Source organism: Gordonia sp. (in: high G+C Gram-positive bacteria) (assembly GCF_047602025.1).
Taxonomy (GTDB): Bacteria; Actinomycetota; Actinomycetes; order Mycobacteriales; family Mycobacteriaceae; genus Gordonia.
Map to the genome: position 1 here is coordinate 2,388,326 of NZ_JASGII010000001.1, position 17,490 is coordinate 2,405,815.

A 17,490-nucleotide genomic window follows, 5' to 3' on the forward strand; every position below is an offset into this window, starting at 1 on the left:
ATTATGCGACCATAAGAACGAGAACACGTTCTAGTTTCTGGAGTCGCAGTGCCCAAGAGTCATGAGGTCCTCGGGACCACCGTCGAAATGCCCGTGGTCATCCGCAACGCCCGCTGCTTCGTCGCGGGCTTCAGCGCGTCGGCCGACGCCGTCGGCAAGGCAATCGCGCCGACCGGCCTGCAGCCGATGATCCTCAACCCCCGCAGCCTCGACCCGCGCCGCTTCCTGCAGCCGCGCACCATGGCGATGCTGGTCTTCGTCCAGTACATCGACGGCGACCTCGGCCCGTACCACGAGTTCGGCGTCTGCTTCCTGGTCAACGACCCCGACCAGCCCGCCGCCTCCCCGCTGCAGTCGATCCGCTCGCTCGCCAAGTCCGACGCCCGCGCGCTCATCCACCACCTGCCCGTCGACGGCGACTTCACCCTCGCCGCCGGCCGCGGCATCTGGGGCTTCCCCAAGACGATTGCCGAGTTCGACGTCGACCACGATTCGTCGCGCAAGCACGGCGCGGTCCGCCAGGACGGCCACGAGATCGTCGACCTCACCCTCTCCCCCGGCATCCCCGTCCCCGACCAGGGCGGCGAGGCGACGCTGCAGGCCTACTCCTACCTCGACGGCGTCCTGCGACGCACGCCGTGGCACCTCACCGAGACCAGCGGTGTCCGCACACGCATCGGCGGCGCCAAGCTCACCCTCGGCAGCCACCCGATCGCCGACGAGCTGCGCACCCTCGACCTCTCGCGCCACGCGCTGATGACGTCGTCGGTCGGCAAGCTGCAGATGGAGTTCCAGGACGCGACGATCCTGTCACCGGCGAAGGTGTAGGAACTCCAGCTGCGCGACGTCGACCTTCTTGTCGGCGACGATCCGATAGGCCGACTCCAGGCCGTCGACGGCGAAGATCCGCGTCTGCTTCTCCCACCGGAACGCCACGCCCTGCTGTTTGTCGAGCGTCGTCCACTCGCCGTCTGCGCCGCGGCCCTGCAGCCGCCACGAATACTCGCCGGACGCGGCGACGGTCACCGTGTAGTGGTCGATCTCCGTCGAGCCGCCGAAGTCCCACCCGAGTTCGTCGCCGCGCTTCAACGCCACCGACGCCGTCGCCGACGAGTCGTCGAAGGCACTGCTCGCGCCGTCGACGCCGAACGCGCCGGAACCTACCGGCGACGTCAGGTCCATCGGCGGCTTCGGCGGCAAACCGGGAGGGGTCAACGACGGCGGCACACTGCCGGCGGCCCAGTCCGACGGCTCCGGTCCGAGCGTGAACCGGATGACCGCACCCTTGCGGATCCGACCCCGGTCGACGGTGATGTAGTCCCACGGTTGACCGTCGATGGTCACCGCCTGGATGTAGCGGTTCACCGGCGACGCCCCGGGCGCGACGATGTCGAGCACCTTGCCGTTCTCCATCGTCCAGGTGAGCCGCTCGAACGCCGGTGCGCACAGCACGTACTGCCCGCTGCCGATGGTCAGCGGGTACAGCCCCGACGCCGCCAACAGGAACCACGCCGACATCTCGCCGTTGTCCTCATCGCCCGGGTATCCCTGGCCGAGGTCGGAGCCGACGAACAACCGGTGCACGGCGTCGCGCACGATGGCCTGCGTCTTGGCGTGCGCCCGACTGCCCGGGCGCGAGGCGAACGCGTACATGAACGGGATGTGGTGGGCCGGCTGGTTGGACAGCGCCAGCATGCCCATCCGGGTATCGCGGGCTTCGCGCATCTCGTGGATGACGACGGGATAGCCGCCCATGAACTCGGGGCGCCCGGTCTCCGGCAGCGCCATGAACTCGTCCAGACGCGCCTCCAACTGCTCGCGACCGCCGTACAGCGCGACGAGGCCCTCGCCGTCCTGCGGCGCGGTGAACCGCGTGCCGTAGGCGTTCGTCTCGGTGTAGTCGGTACCCCAGTTGCGCGGGTCGAACGGTCCCGACCGCCACGCCCCCGACGGCTCGCGACCACGGAAGAAGCCGGTCTGCGGGTCGAACATCAACGCGTACCGCTGGGCCCGCGCGGCGAACCACGCGGTGTTGGCGACGAACTCGGCGTGCCGCTCGTGGTCGGGGTGCTTCTCGGCCAGGTGGGCGGAGAACGCGGCGATCGCACCGTCGTTGATCGCGGCGTCGATCGTCCACGACATCCCCTCGTGCGCCTCGGTGTCGGCGTAGCCGGTGAACATCGACCGCTCCATGCCCTTGCGCCCGACGAACCGGCTCGGCGACGGGACCGTCGCATTGCGCAGGCAAGAGTCGTAGGCGTCGAACTCGTCGAAACCCCCGTGCTCGGCCAGCCCGGCGACGGCGGCGTCGGAGAACACCGCGTCGCTGGACGTTCCGGTCATGATGTCGGCGGGCGCCGGCGCCGACCACCGACTCACCCACCCGCCCTCGCGGAAGTGCTCGACGAAGCCGTCGACGAGCTCGCCGGTCAGCTTCGGCGCGATCAGCGTGCGCAGCGGCCAACTCGCCCGATACGAGTCCCAGAACCCGTCGGTCACCGTGAGCCGCCCGGTGACGATCCGCCGCCCGGTCCGCGTCTTGGTGTCCTTCACGTCCTGCGGATAGGCGAACGGCGACGCGTACTGCCAGCCCTTCGTCGTCTTCTCCGACGCGTTGTTCGGGTACAGGTGCACCCGGTACAGGCTCGAGTACAGCGCGGTGAGTTGGTCGCGTGAGGCCCCCTCGAGGCGCAGTCGGCCGAGGATCTCCTCCCACTGGGCGCGGGTGTCTGCGGCGATGGCGTCGAAGGTCTTCTGGCGGTCCTGCGCGAGGTTCCGCTTGGCCTGCGCGAGGCTGATGTGCGAGACGCCGATGCCGACGGTGACCGCGCGGTTGTCGGCCTTGAGCCCGACGGTGAGCGACCCGATCACGTTCTCCCGCTCGTGCCCGGGGAACCGGTGCGCGGTCAGCACCCGGCCGTCGACCTCGATGTGGACGTAGGTGCGCGGCACGTGCGTGAGCCCGCCCGGACCGTCGACATAGCCGGTCGCGACGTACTTCTTGCCCGGCACCGGATCGGGCAGGTCGAGGTGGCCGTCGTTGTCGAAGCTGTCGAAGATCAGCGATCCGGTGTCGCCGCCGTAGGTGGCGCGCAGCCAGATGGAGTGCGACCCGGCGGTGAGCTCGGCCTTGATCGGCTGGTGCATGCCGTCGTCGAGCGTGACGGCGTACAGGTGCGGCCGGTCGAGCTCGTCGTCGTGCGAGAAGGGCAGCGCCCGATCACCGCGGTCGGGCTTCGGGTGCGCCAGCGGATGCGGGAAGACCTGGAAGCTGCCGCGGTCGCCCATCCACGGCGACGGGATGTGCGACGTCGCGAACGCCTGCAGCGCCGGGCGGACGCTGCCGTCATCGGTCGAGCGGTCCTCCGGCGGATTGGACTGCACGCGGCTCGCCTCGTGATACGAGTACGGCCAGCCGCGATTGCCACCGTCGGTCATCGGCAGGCCGAAGACGAAGCCGTGCGGCACCGCGACCAGCGGCGCACACCCGCCGCGGGAGAACCGGTCCGACGAGAAGGTGCCGCGCGTCGTGCGCACGAAATCGATCGGCTCGCCCGGGACGGCGGACTCGTCGTCGACGATGTCGATGCGGTCGACGAAGCCGTTCTGCACGCGCGGGTGCGGGCGACCGTCGAACCGGAACGGCACGACGCCGGCCAGCTCGACGCGCTCGACGGTGCGTCCGGCAACCGCGACCAACGAGACTGTTCGCGATGACCACTGGTCGACGCCGTGCATGCGCGCCTCATACTGCGCGACGGGATCGAGGACCGTGCCGTACTGGTCGACCGGGCGACGGTCGGACAGCCGCGTCCCATCGGTGAAGAGCAGGTCGACGGCGACGGCCGTCGCGGCATACCCGTCGCGCACGTCGGGCTCGTCGGCGTCGAAGACCCCGAACACCGCGAAGCGCAGTGCGGCGCCCGCCGGGACCTCGCGGCCCTCCAGACCGGTGTCGACGACGACGGTCCGCCACGGGTGGCCGGGTTTGCCGGTGAAGGAGTAGCCCCACGGGTGCGCCGACGTTAGGCCGACGCCCGGTTTCGCGTTGACCGCGTAGGCGGGACCGGAGCCGCGAATCAGCGCGGCGGGGTGATTGTCAGAATGTGTGGAGGGCACCCGCCCAGTGTGTCAGGCGCGGCGCTGTGATGTCGCGATGTCTAGCCGACGGCGCGCAGGCGCGTGGCCGGAGCGGCGGGCGCGAGGTCGCGCTGCAGCCAGTCGATGATCTCGACGACGTTGGTTCCGGTGGAAACGTCCGGCAGGGTCGCCATGATCGCGGCCGGGAGGGCGGCGTCATCGCTCAGGCCGTGCTGGTGCAGGACTTCCTGGTAGTCGTGCACAGCCTTGTCCAGGTCGCCAAAGGAAACCGCGCTCTCGCCGAAGCGGGCAGCGGTCAACCGCGGCGTAGCCGTCGCACGGTTGCTGACGTGGTCGATAACCTGGGTCATCATTCCGATTCCTCACAGTCTCGGGGTACCGCGGCGCCGAGGTGGCTGTGCGGAATGTTCAAGGAAACTCCCAGAACACTCACAAGTTTGCCACAGCACATGGAGGATTGACACCTTTTGGGTGACGAAAAAGCAAAATCCGCAGCATAACGCGTCACTTGCGCCTATCCAGTCACACGACTGACGACGGCGTGTCTGCGATCAGCTCTTTTTCGCGGGAGCCTTCTTCGCCGCGGTCTTCTTGGCCGGAGTCTTCTTGGCGGTGGTCTTCTTCGCCGCGGTCTTCGTCGCTGCAGCCTTCTTGGCGGGCGCCTTCTTCGCGGCGGTCTTCGTCGCCGCAGCCTTCTTGGCCGGCGCCGGCGTCGCCACACCGTCGGCCTCCATGGCCTCGATCAGGCTCTTGGGGCGCAGATCGGTCCAGTTCTCCTCGACATACGCCAGGCACGCCTCGCGACTGTCCTCACCGAAGACCTGGGTCCACCCGGCGGGGATGTCGGCGAACGTCGGCCATAGCGAGTGCTGGTTCTCGTCGTTGACCAGGACGTAGAACCGGCCGTCTTCGTCGTCGAAGGGGTTGGTCATCTGATGATCTCCTTCAGAGGTGTTGCGTCCAGTATGCCAATTAGCCGGTCGCCCGATCCGGGCCGGTCAGTTTCAAGAACACGTCGTCGAGGGACGGGCTCTGCATGCTGATGTCGGCCAGGTCGATCCCGGCGGCGGTCGTGCGGCGCACCACCTCGACCAGGATGTCTGTCCCCGACGCCGCCGGCACGCCGATCGACGTCTCCCCGACCCCGCTGCCGTCGGGCGGAAGCAGATCGGCGACGGCCTCGGCCAGGCGCGGCAGGTCGGCGGCGCGCGCCGGCGTCACCGAGCACACGGTTCCGCCGGTGGCCGCCTTGAGTTGCTCGGCGGTGCCCGACGCGATCACCTTGCCGTGGTCGATCACGACGATGTAGTCCGACAGCAGATCGGCCTCCTCGAGGTACTGCGTCGTCAGCAGCACCGTGACGCCCTCGTCCTTGAGCTGCTCGATCAGCGACCACACCTCCTGGCGGCTGCGCGGGTCGAGGCCGGTCGTCGGCTCGTCGAGGAAGAACACGCGCGGCTTCACGACGAGCCCGCACGCGATGTCGATCCGTCGGCGCATGCCGCCGGAGTACTTGGCGACCTGGCGATCGGCGGCGTCGACGAGGTCGAACTGCTCGATCAACTCGTCGGCGCGCGCCTGCGCGGCCGACTTGGCCAGTCCGTGCAGTCGGCCGAACAACACGAGGTTGGCCCGCCCGCTCAACTCCTCGTCGAGGGCGGCGAACTGACCGGTGAGCGCGATGGATGCGCGCACCTTGGCGGCCTCCTTGACGACGTCGAAACCGGCGACGCGGGCGACGCCGTCGTCGGGCCGCAGCAGCGTCGTGAGCATGTTGACGGTCGTGGTCTTTCCGGCGCCGTTCGGGCCGAGCACGGCGAGCACCGTGCCGGCCTCGGCGATCAGCGAGACGCCGTCGACCGCGACGGTGTCGCCGAACTCCTTGCGCAGGCCGATCACCTCGATCGCCGGCGGCTCCAGCGCCATGCGCGAGCGGGCCTCGCGCGACGCCGCCGTCCGCTTCGGGGACAGTTCGGCGGCCACCTCCACGGGTGCCGCCTGCGCGTCGACGACGGCCTGCTCGGCAGTCGACTCGGCGCCGTAGTAGTCGTCGAAGGCCTTCGGCACGGCGATGATGTTCGGCTCGGCGGCCACCGCCGGCCGCTTCGCCGACTTCGTCACCTTCGCCTTGGTGACCTTCGGCTTCTTCTTGCTCTTCTTCACCGACGGGGTGACCGCCGGCGCGCTGGGCGTCACCGCCGGGCTCACCGGGGTGATGGCCGGTCCCGCCGGGGAGACGTTCTGCGGCGACTCCGATTGCGGCATCGACTTCCCTTCGTCTGCGCTCATGTGCTGATCGCCGTCTGCGCTCATGTGCTTATCGCCCCACGGCGGCGCGGCGATAGCCGCGGACCGCGGGATAGGTGAATACGAGGATGGCGCCGACGGTCCACGCGAGGACCGTCAGCAGGTCGCCGGCCACCGGGCCGCCGGTCGCGAGGTGGTTCATCGCGTTGATCGCCGGGGTCATCGGCTGGTGCTCGACGAAGGGCTGCAGCACCTTCGGGTACTGGTCGACGGGGGTGAACCCGGAGTTGAAGAACATCAGCAGGCTGCTCAGCAGCGAGATGATCGGCACGATCGGCGAGCCGGGCTTGCCGTTGATCGCCAGGGTCAGCGTCACGATCGAGAACATGAGGCCGAACAGCACGGCGACCAGGACCAGGCCGAGCGCGGGCAGCAGTCCCTGGGTGAAGCGGAAGCCGATGGCGGCGCCGACCGCCAGCAGCACGACCGTGATGACGACGACGCGCAGCACCTCGGTCAGCAGTCGCGACGTGAGCTCGGCGCCGCGGTTGATCGGCAGGACGTGCAGGCGTGCGAGGAGGCCGGTCCGTCGCTCGTTGTTGAGGCGCACCGCGCTGGCCACCGAGCCGAACATCGCGCTGACCAGCACCACCAGCGGCACGGTCCCGTAGACGCTGTCCTGGCCGGAGGCCTGGCCGACGACGTCGCCGAACACGACCTTGAACAGGAGCATCGTGACCACCGGGACGGCGATGATCTGGATGAGCGTCGGGACGTCGCTGAGGGTGACCCCGAGCTGGCGGCCGGCCAGGATCAGGCTGTTGCGCAGCCAGTTGCCGAGGGAGCGCTCGGTTGTCTGCGCCGGCGCGGGCGCGGTCTGCGCGGCTGTCGTCGTCATTGGGCGAGCCTCCGCGTGCCGAGCACCATGAGCACCACGCCGACGACGAGCAGCCCGGCGGTCCACCACAGCGACGGCGCGACGATGGCCGTGGTCGCCTTCCCGTCGTTGAGGGCGCGCATCGCCTGGGCGATCTGGGAGATCGGCTGGTTGCGCACGAACGGCTGGATCCAGTCCGGGAAGCGCTCGGCGGGCATGAACCCCGTCGACAGCATGCCCAGGATGAGGACCGGCAGCGTCAGCACCTGGCTGGTGGCCTCGGGACTGCCCGAGAGAAGGCCGATGCCGTCGGCGAGCAGGATCAGCGCGATGCCGACGACGAAGATCAGGGCGAACAGTGCGATGGTGCCCGACGACCCGCCGTGCGGGCGCCACCCCATGATCAGGCAGACCACGGCCGCCACGACCAGCGACGCGACGAGCAGCGCCCCGTTGGCGAACAGGCGCGCGGCACCGGGGGCGAGCGACGACATCGGCAGGCTGCGGAAGCGGGTGTTGATGCCGTTGACGCGGTCGAAGGCGACGCGGACCGCGGCGACGCTGGCGACGAACGCGGCCGACTGCAGCGCGACCACCGGCATCAGGAAGGACGCGTAGTCCATGCCGGGCGCCTTGTTCATCATCGACCGCAGGGGCAGGTAGAAGCAGACCGCGAGGATCACCGGGGACAGCAGGGCGAAGACGAATTCGCCGCGACGCAGGATCGAGGCCATTCCGCGCGTCGTCAGCGCCCACCACTGCCTCATGGGTACAACTCTATTGCGTGACGCGGTCGGCGATGATCCGCCCCTGCACGACGCGCATGATTTCGTTGGTGCCCTCGAGGATGCGGTTGACCCGCAGGTCGCGCAGGATCTTCTCCACCCGGTACTCGGTGAGGTAGCCGTAGCCGCCGTGCAGCTGCAGCGCCTGGTCGGCGACCTGGTAGCCGGCGTCGGTGACATACCGCTTGGCCATCGCGCACAGCTCGACCTTGTCGGGCGCGTCGTCGTCGAGGGCGGCCGCCGCGTCCCACAGCATCAGCCGCGCGGTGTGCAGCGACGTGGCCATGTCGGCGAGGGCGAACCGGATCGTCGGCTCGTCGATCAGCGCCTTGCCGAAGGCCTCGCGCTGGGCCACATACGCCGACGCGAGGTCGAAGGCGGCCTGCGCGCCGCCGAGGGAGCACGCCGCGATGTTGATCCGACCGCCGTTGAGCCCGGTCATCGCGATGGAAAAGCCCTTGCCCTCGATGCCGCCGAGCAGCGCGTCGTCGCCGACGCGGACGTCGTCGAGGATCACCTGGGCGGTCGGCTGGGCGTGCCAGCCCATCTTGGTCTCCGGCGCGCCGAAGGACAGCCCGGGCGTGCCCTTGTCGACGAGGAACGTCGAGATGCCCTTGGGTCCCGGGCCGCCGGTGCGGGCCATGACGACGTAGAGGTCGGAGGCGCCCGCCCCGGAGATGAACTGCTTCACCCCATTGAGCACATACCCGCCGTCGACCTTCTCCGCGCGCGTCGTCAACGCCGCCGCGTCCGACCCGGCGCCCGGCTCGGTCAGGCAGTAGCTGGCGACGGTGTCCATCCCGACGAGCCCCGGCAACCGCGCGGCGCGCTGCTCATCGGTCCCGTAGGTGTCGACCATCCAGGTGCACATGTTGTGGATCGAGAGGTACGCCGCGATGACCGGGTCGCCGGTCGCCAATTGCTCGAAGATCCGCACGCCGTCGAGGCGGCGCAGCCCGGAACCACCGTGTTCTTCGTCGCAGTAGATGGCCCCCATGCCCAGCTGGGCGGCCTCCCGCATGACGTCGACCGGGAAGTGCTCATCCCGGTCCCAGTCCAGCGCGTTTGGCGCCAATTGCTTGTCCGCGAAGGCCCTAGCGGTCTCGACGATCACCCGTTCGTCAGGGTCCATAGTCCTCACAACCCGAGACTAATGTCTCGTGACCTGGATTTCCGATTCCCGCTGCTCACGCCGTAGAATTCTGGCCCATGTCCACTGTCATTTTGTACGGCACAGAGACCGGCACCTGTGAGCTCGTCGCCGACTCCATCGCCGATGTCCTCGCTGCTGACCACGATCCCTCGATCTACGACATGACTGACTTCGCGGTCGACGACCTCGACCCGAGCGACTTCGTCATCGTCGTGTGCTCGACCTACGGCGAGGGCGAACTGCCCACCGGCGCACTGCCGTTCGCCGACGAGCTCGACGCCAACAAGCCCGACCTGAACGGCCTGCGTTTCGCGGTCTTCGGCCTGGGCGACAAGGTGTACGGCGACACGTACAACCGCGGCGGCGAGATCATGGCCGAGATGCTCACCAAGCTGGGTGCCACCCAGGTCGGCGAGCACGGCCGCCACGACCTCTCGTCGGACATCAAGCCGACCACGCAGGCCGCCGAGTGGGCCGAGGGCATCGCCCCGGTCATCAACGCCTGATCACTCCGACCTGATCAGTCCGACTCGGCAGCCGCACGCTTGAGGATGGCCCGCTCGACGTCGTGATCGTGCACGACGTCGGCACGGACGGCGGCCAGCTTCGCCAGCTCGAGCACCGCTCGGATCATCACCGCGAGCACGACCCCGAGGAACAGGGCGGTCGGGACGCTGACTTCGATCCGCTCCCCCAGCACCAACAGACCCAGGGCCATCGCAACCGCCGGCTCCATGACGTTCATCGCCGGGAACGACGTCTGCAGATCGCCCGCACCGAAGCCGCGCTGCTGGGCGACGATCGCACTCGGCGCGACGATCAGCAGCACGTAGAGCTGCGGGTGGGTGAAGATCTCGTGCCAGTCGCGCATGGCGTGCATGATGATCGCCTTCACCAAGAGCGCCGAGACGCCGAACAGGACGCCGGCGGCCATGCCGTAGTACAGCGCGCGGTAGTGGTTGTTAAACGACCGCTCGGCGAGCACCACGAGCACGATCACCGCGGCGATCACGGCGGCCGTCGCGATCGCCAGGGTGCGGCGGTTCGGACTGTGCTCGGACTGCTCGGGCCGGGCGATCAACAGGAACGTCGAGACGCACACGACGAGCGCCAGGCCCCACAGCCATTCGTCGGTGTGCGGGTGGCGGTCATCGGCCCAGGCCTCCATCGGCAGGGCGAACAGGATGGCCAGCACGATCAGCGGCTGCACGAGCAGGATCGGGCCGAGGCCGAGCGCGGCGGCCTGCGCGGCGAAGCCGAGGAGCGCGATCACCGCGCCGATCCACCACTTCGCGCTGATCGCGCCCGACGTCGCCGACTCGCGTTGGCGGATGACCGTCCCCAGGGCGATGAGGAACGCGGCGATCACCGCCAGGAGTACCGGGAGCCAGGTATGCACGGTCCGATTATCGCCGACGACCGACCGTCGGCGTCGAGTGGAGGTCGATCAGCCCGAGTACAGCGGCGTGTCCGGGATCGGCGTGCCCGGCCGGGTGAGCGTCGCCTTGAACGTCACGAACTTCTGATCGGGCAGATGCCGCAGCCATTGGTTGTAGCCCACGCCGGTGTACCCGTCGCCCTTGCGCCAGAAGTTGAAGCGCGTGAGGTCCTCGACGGTGTAGCTGCCGCCGCGCTTGGTGGGCGTGATGTCGCGCCACGCGCGCTCGCGGGTGAGGTAAATGCGGTTGCGGCGCACGTACACCGGGTACCGGTGGATCTGCATGCCGTTGTCGTAGAAGCTCGTGAACACGTAGTGCCCCGACGCGATGCGCGCCTGCGCCTGCGGCGCGGTGACCGCCATCGTTCCCGACGCGACGCCCGCCGCTGCCAGAGCTGCTCCGATGATCCGCTTGTGCTGCATGTGTCCTGTTCCCCCACGGGTTGTCGTTCCCGGCAGACGTTACCCCGCGAACCCCGCGGAATGGGACAAACCCAGCACCTGAGAGGTGCTGGGTTTGTCCTGCGTTGTCGGGTTTGCGGTCGGGTCAGCGGGGGAACAGCGAAATGCGGGTGGGACGCATGATCGTGTTGATCGAGCCGTCGTAGCCGTGCGGCGCCTGCCAGAAGCTGAACTTGAGGCCGCCGCTCAGGAAGTAGGCGCCGCGCGGGGTCTGGATCAGCCGGTGGCGCTTGCCGCCGATGTTGATCATGTTGCCGCTCACGGCCGCCTGCGTCTTGGTGCCGGAGTTGTTGTGCACGGTGTACCAGTAGTTGCCCGGCGCGACGCGGGCTTGTGCCGGCGCGGCGGTAAGGGCGGTGGTACCCGCGGCGATGGTCAGGGCGATGAGGGCAGACGTCGTTGTCTTCTTCATATCCATGCCATGGATATTACCAAGTCTTTACTTAAAGACAACTTTCCCATTACGCCGCAGGCGAGGCGCCCCCGCGGCCGTGCCCGCCCTACGTCGGCGGCGCCTGGTCCAACCCCCAGCCGGGCAGCAGTCGGACTCGGTTGGCACGGTCCCAGAACGGCTTCTGCGTGCCCGCGTAGCCGTCGCCGGAGCGCCAGAAGGTCGTGCGCACCCCGGCGTTGTCGTACCAGGCACCGCGCGGCGTCGGGTGGAGCACGTGCGAGATGCCGCGCTTGACGAAGATCCGGTTCCCGATGATCTTGATCTCCTGGCGAATCGTCTGTTCCCCGAAGTGGTTCCAGGTGACGTACGTGTACCGGCCCGAGTCGATCTTCGCCTCGGCGGGCGGGCTGAGCGCGGTGAGCGCGCCGACGGCGAGGGTGGAGGCAGCCAGGGTCGTCGCGGCGAGGCGCATCGTGTTTCGCATGCTGTCTTCATACCTGCTCTGCCACCTGTTTGTCTGGTGGACGGCGCGGCGGCGGGAGTTTGTCAGACCTCGGCGCTAGCGTTTGAGCCATGGGATTTTCCGACGAGTTGGAGCGCCTGATGACGTTGAGCCGTCATCAGATCGAGTTGGTCTGCGCCGACGCGACGCAGATCCCGGAGTTCATCGTGATGTGCCGGGAGAGGTTCGACGAGCACCTGGTCGAATACGACGAGGCGCGTGAGGACGACGAGGCGCAGTTCCACTGGCAAGAAGCGGTCGCGTGGCGGGAGACCTCCGCGATGCTGACGGTCATGCTCGACGGCGACGTCGTCCAGCGCCGCAGCGCGTGAGCCGCACCCTCGTCCTGCTCCGGCACGGCAAGTCGGGTTACCCGACCGGCGTCATCGACTACGACCGTCCACTCGCCCCGCGCGGCGAACGTCAGGCCGCACTCGCCGGGCAGTGGTTGCGCGACGAGGGACTGTCCGTCGACGCCGTCCTCTGCTCCGGGGCGCGTCGCACCCGCGAGACCTTGGCACGCACCGCGATCACCGCGCCGACGCAGTACCTCGACGATCTCTACGACGCGTCGGCGTCGTCGATCCTGGAGACGATCCGCGTCCACGCCCCCGCGTCCGCCGAGACGCTGCTCGTCGTCGGGCACGTCCCGGGGATGCCGTCCACCGCGCTCACCCTCGACCCCGACGGCGACGTCCCCGACTTCCCCACGTCGGCCTACGCCGTGCTGTCGGTCGGTCTCCCCTGGGACCGGATCGGGCTCGACGTCGACCCCGACGTGCAGCTGCGCGGCGTGCGGGTTCCGCGCTAGCGTTACGCCTGCTGCGCCGGGAACTCGTGGCTCTCGCCGCGCGCGACGACCTGCAACCGGTCGGCGGCATTAGCTCGCGCGAAGACCTCGGTCAGCGCTGCGGCGTCCTCGCGAAAGTGCGTCCATGAGTCGTGGTGGACCGGCACGATGACCGCGTCGTCGAGAATCTCGCTGACGGCCAGCGCCTCGTCGTTCGTCAAGGTGATGCTGACACCGTCGGCGACCTGCTCGAAGCCCGCACCGCCGACGAAGAGCACCGCCAGTTCGATTCCGGGGAAGCGCTGCGCGATCTCACGGACGACGTCGAGCGAGGAGTTGTCCCCACTGATGTAGGTCGTGGGCACGTCGCCGGTGATGACGAATCCCGTCACCGGGCCGATCGCCTGCCAGATCCCCTCCGGACCGTGGTGGGCGGGCACGCCGTGAATCGTGATTGAGCCACCGGCGGGCAGGTCGAGGTCGACCGAGGCGTAGTCGTCGAGGCCTTGGGCGCCGCCGCCGAGTCGCTCGGCCCCGACGCCGGTCGTCAGGACGGTGGCCACGTTCGCGAGCACCTCGCGACCAGAACGGTCGAGGTTGTCCACGTGGTGGTCGTGCGACACCAGTGCGACGTCGATCGTGCCGATGTCTGCGATGCTTCGCGCCGGGCCCTCGGTGCGGACCAACGGGAGCCCGTCGGTGCCGTCCTCGCCGGTGTAGTCGTGCGGCTCATCGAAGGTGGGGTCGACGACCAGGCGCAGGCCCCCGATCTCGAGGAGTGCGGTCGGTCCGCCGATCGGCTGGACCGAGACGGTGTTGACTGCTTGTGCGGTGGTCATGGTGATTCCTTTGCTCTGGTGCTCTGGTCGAGTGGTTTGCTAGTCGGCGGTCGCCGCGACGGTCGCGGTGCGCAGGTACGGAAGGTGTTCGGTGACCGATCCGAATCGGCGGCGCGCCTCATCGGTCTCGATGTCCACCGGGACCAGGACGTCGTCGCCCGGCCGCCAGTTGACCGGGGTGACGATTCCGGCGCGATCGGCGAGTTGGAGGGAGTCGATGACGCGCAGGATCTCCGGGAAGTTGCGGCCCGTGGTGTGCGGGTAGGAGAACGTCGCGCGGACAATTCGGTCGGGGTCGATGACGAACACCGATCGGATCGTGGTGAGGTCGCTCGCCTTGGGATGGACCATGCCGAATCGTCGCGCGATGGTCAGCTTCTCGTCGTCGACGATCAGCGGGAAGTCGACCGGCACGTCGAAGGTGGCGGTGAGCTCGGCCGCCCACTCGCGATGACTCGCGGCAGTCCCGGTCGACAACGTCGCCACCTTGACGCCGCGCGCGGCGAACTCGTCGCGCAGTCGAGCCACTTCGGTGACCTCGGTGGAACAGACGGGTGTGAAGTCCTTCGGGTGGGAGAAGAGCACCGCCCACGAACCGTCGAGCCAATCGTGGAACCGGAAGGGCCCGTCCTGGGTCTCGGAGACGAAGTCCGGCGCACCGTCGCCGATCAGTAATATGCTCATTCCGCTATGTAAGACCACGGCGGTCCATCGGTGCTATTTGCTCTCAGCCTGATTCTGATCAGTCGGCACGAGGTCGAGCCGCACGCCGAGCAGTCGTACCGGGCGACCCTGTTCGAAGTCGTCGAGTAGTGCGTGCACGGTCGGGGCGATCTCGGCGAGGTCGGTCGTCGGGCGCGTCAGCTTGCGCGACTTGGTCCGCGTGTAGAACGTCTTCGTCCGCACGGTGACGGCGACCCGGAACACCTCGCGCCCCTCGTCGACGACTTGGCCCAGTACCTCGGCGGTGAGCTCGTCGACGGCGGCGTGCAGGTCGTCGCGCTCGGTGAGATCGGTCGGAAAGGTGCGCGAGTGCGAGTGCGACTTCGCCTCCCACGGCTCCTCGGTGATCGTCGCATCTCCCCCGCCGCGGCACAGCACGTAGAGCCAGTTGCCCTGGTGCGGCCCGAAGGCGGCGATGAGGTCGTCCTTCGGTGTCGCGACGAGCTCGTCGACGGTCCTGATGCCGAGGTCGGTCAGCTTGGCGGCGGTCTTCGGCCCAACGCTCCACAGCTCCCGGGTCGGCTGCCCGCCCATCAGCTCGCCCCAGTTGTCGGCGTCGAGGGTGAAGACGCGCGGGCCGTCGTCGGGCGGGTGCCGCTTGGCGAAGTTGGTCGCCATCTTGGCACGCTGCTTGTTGTCGCTGATCCCGATCGAGGCGGGCAGTCCGGTGCGCTCGGCGATCGTCGCGATGACGTCGGCCGCCAGGACCGCAGCACGATCGTCGTCGAGGTCGCCGGCGCCGAGGTAGGCCTCGTCCCAGCCCCACACCTCGACCGGGCCGAAGGTCCGCAGGGTACCCATGACCTGCGCCGATGCGTCGTCGTAGGCGTCGGTGTCGAGCGGCAGGTAGACGGCGTCGGGCATCTTCCGATGAGCCGCGCGCAACGGCATCCCCGCCCGCACCCCCTGGGCCCGGGCCTCGTACGACGCGCACGTCACGACCTTGCGCGCCTCCGTCGGGTCGCCGTTGCCCCCGACGATGACCGGCACGCCGACGAGTTCGGGACTGCGCCGCCGCTCCACCGACACCTGGAACTGGTCCAGGTCGACGTGCAGGATGCGGTTGGTGCCCACGCGGTCCAGCGTAAGCGGCGCGCCCGCGGCGCTACTTCACCTTCCAGGTGTACAGCGGCGTATCAGCGGTGATCGCCCCGCTCTCGAAGCTCTTCACCGCGACGGCCAGCAGCGATTCGCCCTTGGTGACCGAGATCGGCGTGCAGAAGTCCTTGCCGCCGTCCTTCGACTCGTCCTTGCACGGCTTGAAGTCGCCGAAGAAGGTGAGGACCTGCGCGGGCGTGTCATCGGTCGGGCTGATCAGATACTGCGGGTCGAACGTCGAGGACACCATGCTCGACGCCTTCGCCTTCTCATCCGCGGGTCGCAACTGCGCTCGGATGTAGAGCATCGTGCCGATCTTCTCGCGCAGCTCGGGCTTGATCCGGCGCAGGTCCGAACCCTTCGCCTCGTCGATCGCTGTGATCGTGAACGTGTACTTACCGGTTTCGCCGCCGTAGGTCTTCGCCTCGATGGTCACCGACTGGCCGACCTTCACCTCTGCACCCGGCGGAGTCACCACCACCGGCGCCGCCGCCTTGCTGCTCGTCGGTGCCGACGGCGTCGTCGACGATGCGGCCGTCGGGGCCGCCGGACCACTCACCGCTTGGGGCAGGGTGCCGGACGCCACGACCTCCTCAAGGCTTTGGTAGACCGACTCGCTGCCCATCGCCCCGGCGCACACGGACTCGTAGTCCTTGAGGATGGGCCGGGAGGCGACGATGGCCTTGTCCCGAGCAGCGTTGTCCTTCTTGGCCAGCGCTTCATTGAATGCCTTGCCGTTGGCGAAGCCGCGCTTGGCGATCTCGGTGAGCTTGGGATCCTTGACGAGGCTCAGCATGGAGTCGTTGAGCGAAGCGTCACTGATCGGCAGCTTGTTCACGTCGCCGAGCGAGCGATAGGAAACCAGCTGGCCGGGGACCGCAGTCGCCGGTCCGTAGGCGATGGCGCAGCTCGACTTCACGTCGCCGCCGGCACCCGCGTCGGCACCCTTGTCGTTGCTGCCACAGCCCGTCGCCGTAAGGCCGACCGCCAGCAGTCCCACTCCGATTGCGCGTGTCCGTTGCATCATGGGGCCGACCCTATCAACTCCCGCAAACCCGACTCTGCGTGACAAGACCCGACATGGATACGGGTCGGGTCTTGCTACGCAGAGTCGGGTTTAGACGAGTCGGAGGCGACGGAGGGCACCGGAAACGCGTGGTGCCACCCGACCGGCGCGCAGGTCGGCCCAGTTCCACCGGACCACGGCGATCCCCAGGTCCTGCAGCATGCTCTCCCGCTCTTTCTCCCGGCGGAGGACATCTTGTGGCGTCTCGCCGCGCCGGGTGTGGTCGACGTACTTGCTCAGCCCGTCGAATTCACCGGCAAGGCGCACCTGCCCCTCATCGTCGTCCCACGCATAGTCCAGGCGGGCGACGACGAGTCCGTATTCGTCGAGGACCTCGTGCTGCAAGACCGGTGCCCGGACACCCCCGGCGATCAGTTGCGCTCGTCCCCACGACTCCCCGGGATTCTCCGACAGCGGATCGGCCCACCGGATCGCGTTGCGCGCCGTGGCGACGCCAGCCTGTCGTCGCAGGCAAAGCGTCTCGATGACCCGACGATCCGCGCCACCGCGCAACGCGGAATCGAAGACCGACAGCGCACCGGCGAACCCGATGCGCGACGACCGCGCGACGTCGTACGCGGTGCGCTCGAGCGTTGTTGCGCGGATACCGCCCACTTGACCGATCTCGGCACCGGCGAGGGGACCGGGGTGCACATGGCGGGTCCGCCGTCGATAGCCGCGATCGCTTCCCACCGTCGTCAGGTGGAGCTTGGAAAGGTCGGGCTGAAGCATCGACAGTCGGTGGAGCACCGCTGCGGAGGTATGGCTCACCACCTCGTCAGCGGTGATGCGCGCCGCGAGAACCTCGAGGCGATGAACACTCTCGGGTCTGCGCTCGGACGGCAGCGCATACACGCCGCGCGCGACGCGCATGACGCGCCCTTGCCGCTCGGCGTCATAGACACGACGCGGATCAACTCCCAGCGCCTGCGCGTCGGAGACTCGAAGCAGTCCGTCGGGGTCCCAGGGAAACGGTTCCATACAACTTGGACGCGATCAGCGTGCCAGCGGTTCC

At 68.5% G+C, this 17,490-nt stretch carries 19 protein-coding genes and 1 pseudogene; 4 read left to right on the top strand and 16 right to left on the bottom strand.

Annotated features, from left to right (window positions below; genetic code table 11):
• Positions 1 to 87 precede the first annotated feature (87 nt).
• Positions 88 to 828: an acetoacetate decarboxylase family protein gene (locus QM728_RS11980; protein ID WP_415032233.1), complete on the top strand. Its 741-nt coding sequence runs from the start codon at positions 88 to 90 to the stop codon at positions 826 to 828.
• Here the strand turns inward: QM728_RS11980 and QM728_RS11985 are convergent.
• The 7 genes and pseudogenes from QM728_RS11985 to QM728_RS12015 form a co-directional block, all read right to left on the bottom strand.
• Positions 811 to 4,119: a GH92 family glycosyl hydrolase gene (locus tag QM728_RS11985; RefSeq protein WP_415032234.1), complete on the bottom strand. Its 3,309-nt coding sequence runs from the start codon at positions 4,117 to 4,119 to the stop codon at positions 811 to 813. The genes QM728_RS11980 and QM728_RS11985 overlap by 18 nt on opposite strands.
• 41 nt (positions 4,120 to 4,160) lie before the next feature.
• The gene (locus tag QM728_RS11990; protein WP_415032235.1) at positions 4,161 to 4,454 is read right to left on the bottom strand and encodes a hypothetical protein; all 294 of its coding nucleotides are present in this window, start codon (positions 4,452 to 4,454) and stop codon (positions 4,161 to 4,163) included.
• 369 nt (positions 4,455 to 4,823) lie between these two features.
• A pseudogene (locus tag QM728_RS11995) lies at positions 4,824 to 5,033 on the bottom strand (MbtH family protein); the annotation flags it as partial.
• 40 nt (positions 5,034 to 5,073) lie between these two features.
• The gene (locus QM728_RS12000) at positions 5,074 to 6,390 is read right to left on the bottom strand and encodes an ATP-binding cassette domain-containing protein (RefSeq protein WP_415032236.1); all 1,317 of its coding nucleotides are present in this window, start codon (positions 6,388 to 6,390) and stop codon (positions 5,074 to 5,076) included.
• 28 nt (positions 6,391 to 6,418) lie between these two features.
• Positions 6,419 to 7,246 (bottom strand): ABC transporter permease, encoded by an 828-nt coding sequence (locus QM728_RS12005; RefSeq protein WP_415032237.1) that lies wholly within the window; start codon positions 7,244 to 7,246, stop codon positions 6,419 to 6,421.
• Entirely contained in the window at positions 7,243 to 7,992 is a 750-nt protein-coding gene (locus QM728_RS12010) for an ABC transporter permease (RefSeq protein ID WP_415032238.1), read from the bottom strand. Before QM728_RS12010 ends, QM728_RS12005 begins: the two co-directional genes overlap by 4 nt.
• Before the next feature lie 10 nt (positions 7,993 to 8,002).
• The gene (locus QM728_RS12015; RefSeq protein ID WP_415032893.1) at positions 8,003 to 9,142 is read right to left on the bottom strand and encodes an acyl-CoA dehydrogenase family protein; all 1,140 of its coding nucleotides are present in this window, start codon (positions 9,140 to 9,142) and stop codon (positions 8,003 to 8,005) included.
• 77 nt (positions 9,143 to 9,219) lie between these two features.
• On the opposite strand from QM728_RS12015, the gene QM728_RS12020 reads away from it, so the two are divergent.
• A complete protein-coding gene (locus tag QM728_RS12020) occupies positions 9,220 to 9,669 on the top strand; it encodes a flavodoxin domain-containing protein (RefSeq protein ID WP_415032239.1) in 450 nt (149 codons plus the stop codon).
• A gap of 14 nt (positions 9,670 to 9,683) precedes the next feature.
• On the opposite strand, the gene QM728_RS12025 is transcribed toward QM728_RS12020, so the two are convergent.
• From QM728_RS12025 to QM728_RS12040, 4 genes are all read right to left on the bottom strand, one after another.
• On the bottom strand, positions 9,684 to 10,562 hold the full coding sequence (locus QM728_RS12025) for a DMT family transporter (protein ID WP_415032240.1): 879 nt from the start codon (positions 10,560 to 10,562) through the stop codon (positions 9,684 to 9,686).
• Positions 10,563 to 10,610: 48 nt separating this feature from the next.
• Positions 10,611 to 11,024, bottom strand: coding sequence for a hypothetical protein (locus tag QM728_RS12030; protein WP_415032241.1), 414 nt, complete (start codon positions 11,022 to 11,024; stop codon positions 10,611 to 10,613).
• Between the two features lie 124 nt (positions 11,025 to 11,148).
• Positions 11,149 to 11,481, bottom strand: coding sequence for a hypothetical protein (locus tag QM728_RS12035; RefSeq protein WP_415032242.1), 333 nt, complete (start codon positions 11,479 to 11,481; stop codon positions 11,149 to 11,151).
• A gap of 82 nt (positions 11,482 to 11,563) precedes the next feature.
• Positions 11,564 to 11,941, bottom strand: a complete 378-nt coding sequence (locus tag QM728_RS12040) for a hypothetical protein (protein WP_415032243.1) — start codon at positions 11,939 to 11,941, stop codon at positions 11,564 to 11,566.
• Positions 11,942 to 12,030: 89 nt separating this feature from the next.
• On the opposite strand from QM728_RS12040, the gene QM728_RS12045 reads away from it, so the two are divergent.
• Together QM728_RS12045 and QM728_RS12050 are read left to right on the top strand one after the other, a co-directional pair.
• On the top strand, positions 12,031 to 12,291 hold the full coding sequence (locus QM728_RS12045; protein WP_415032244.1) for a hypothetical protein: 261 nt from the start codon (positions 12,031 to 12,033) through the stop codon (positions 12,289 to 12,291).
• Entirely contained in the window at positions 12,288 to 12,770 is a 483-nt protein-coding gene (locus QM728_RS12050; protein WP_415032245.1) for a SixA phosphatase family protein, read from the top strand. The genes QM728_RS12045 and QM728_RS12050 overlap by 4 nt, the downstream gene beginning before the upstream one ends.
• 2 nt (positions 12,771 to 12,772) lie before the next feature.
• Here the strand turns inward: QM728_RS12050 and QM728_RS12055 are convergent, their stop codons facing one another.
• The 5 genes from QM728_RS12055 to QM728_RS12075 all read right to left on the bottom strand — a co-directional run bounded on the left by QM728_RS12055 (position 12,773) and on the right by QM728_RS12075 (position 17,456).
• Positions 12,773 to 13,588 carry an MBL fold metallo-hydrolase gene (locus tag QM728_RS12055; protein ID WP_415032246.1) on the bottom strand — a complete coding sequence of 272 codons (816 nt, stop codon included), beginning with the start codon at positions 13,586 to 13,588 and terminating at the stop codon, positions 12,773 to 12,775.
• 39 nt (positions 13,589 to 13,627) lie between these two features.
• The gene (locus QM728_RS12060; protein WP_415032247.1) at positions 13,628 to 14,272 is read right to left on the bottom strand and encodes a redoxin domain-containing protein; all 645 of its coding nucleotides are present in this window, start codon (positions 14,270 to 14,272) and stop codon (positions 13,628 to 13,630) included.
• A 33-nt stretch (positions 14,273 to 14,305) separates the two neighbouring features.
• Entirely contained in the window at positions 14,306 to 15,385 is a 1,080-nt protein-coding gene (locus QM728_RS12065; protein WP_415032248.1) for a DNA polymerase IV, read from the bottom strand.
• Between the two features lie 31 nt (positions 15,386 to 15,416).
• A complete protein-coding gene (locus QM728_RS12070; RefSeq protein WP_415032249.1) occupies positions 15,417 to 16,436 on the bottom strand; it encodes a hypothetical protein in 1,020 nt (339 codons plus the stop codon).
• A gap of 90 nt (positions 16,437 to 16,526) precedes the next feature.
• On the bottom strand, positions 16,527 to 17,456 hold the full coding sequence (locus QM728_RS12075; RefSeq protein ID WP_415032250.1) for a type IV toxin-antitoxin system AbiEi family antitoxin domain-containing protein: 930 nt from the start codon (positions 17,454 to 17,456) through the stop codon (positions 16,527 to 16,529).
• Between the last annotated feature and the right edge of the window lie 34 nt (positions 17,457 to 17,490).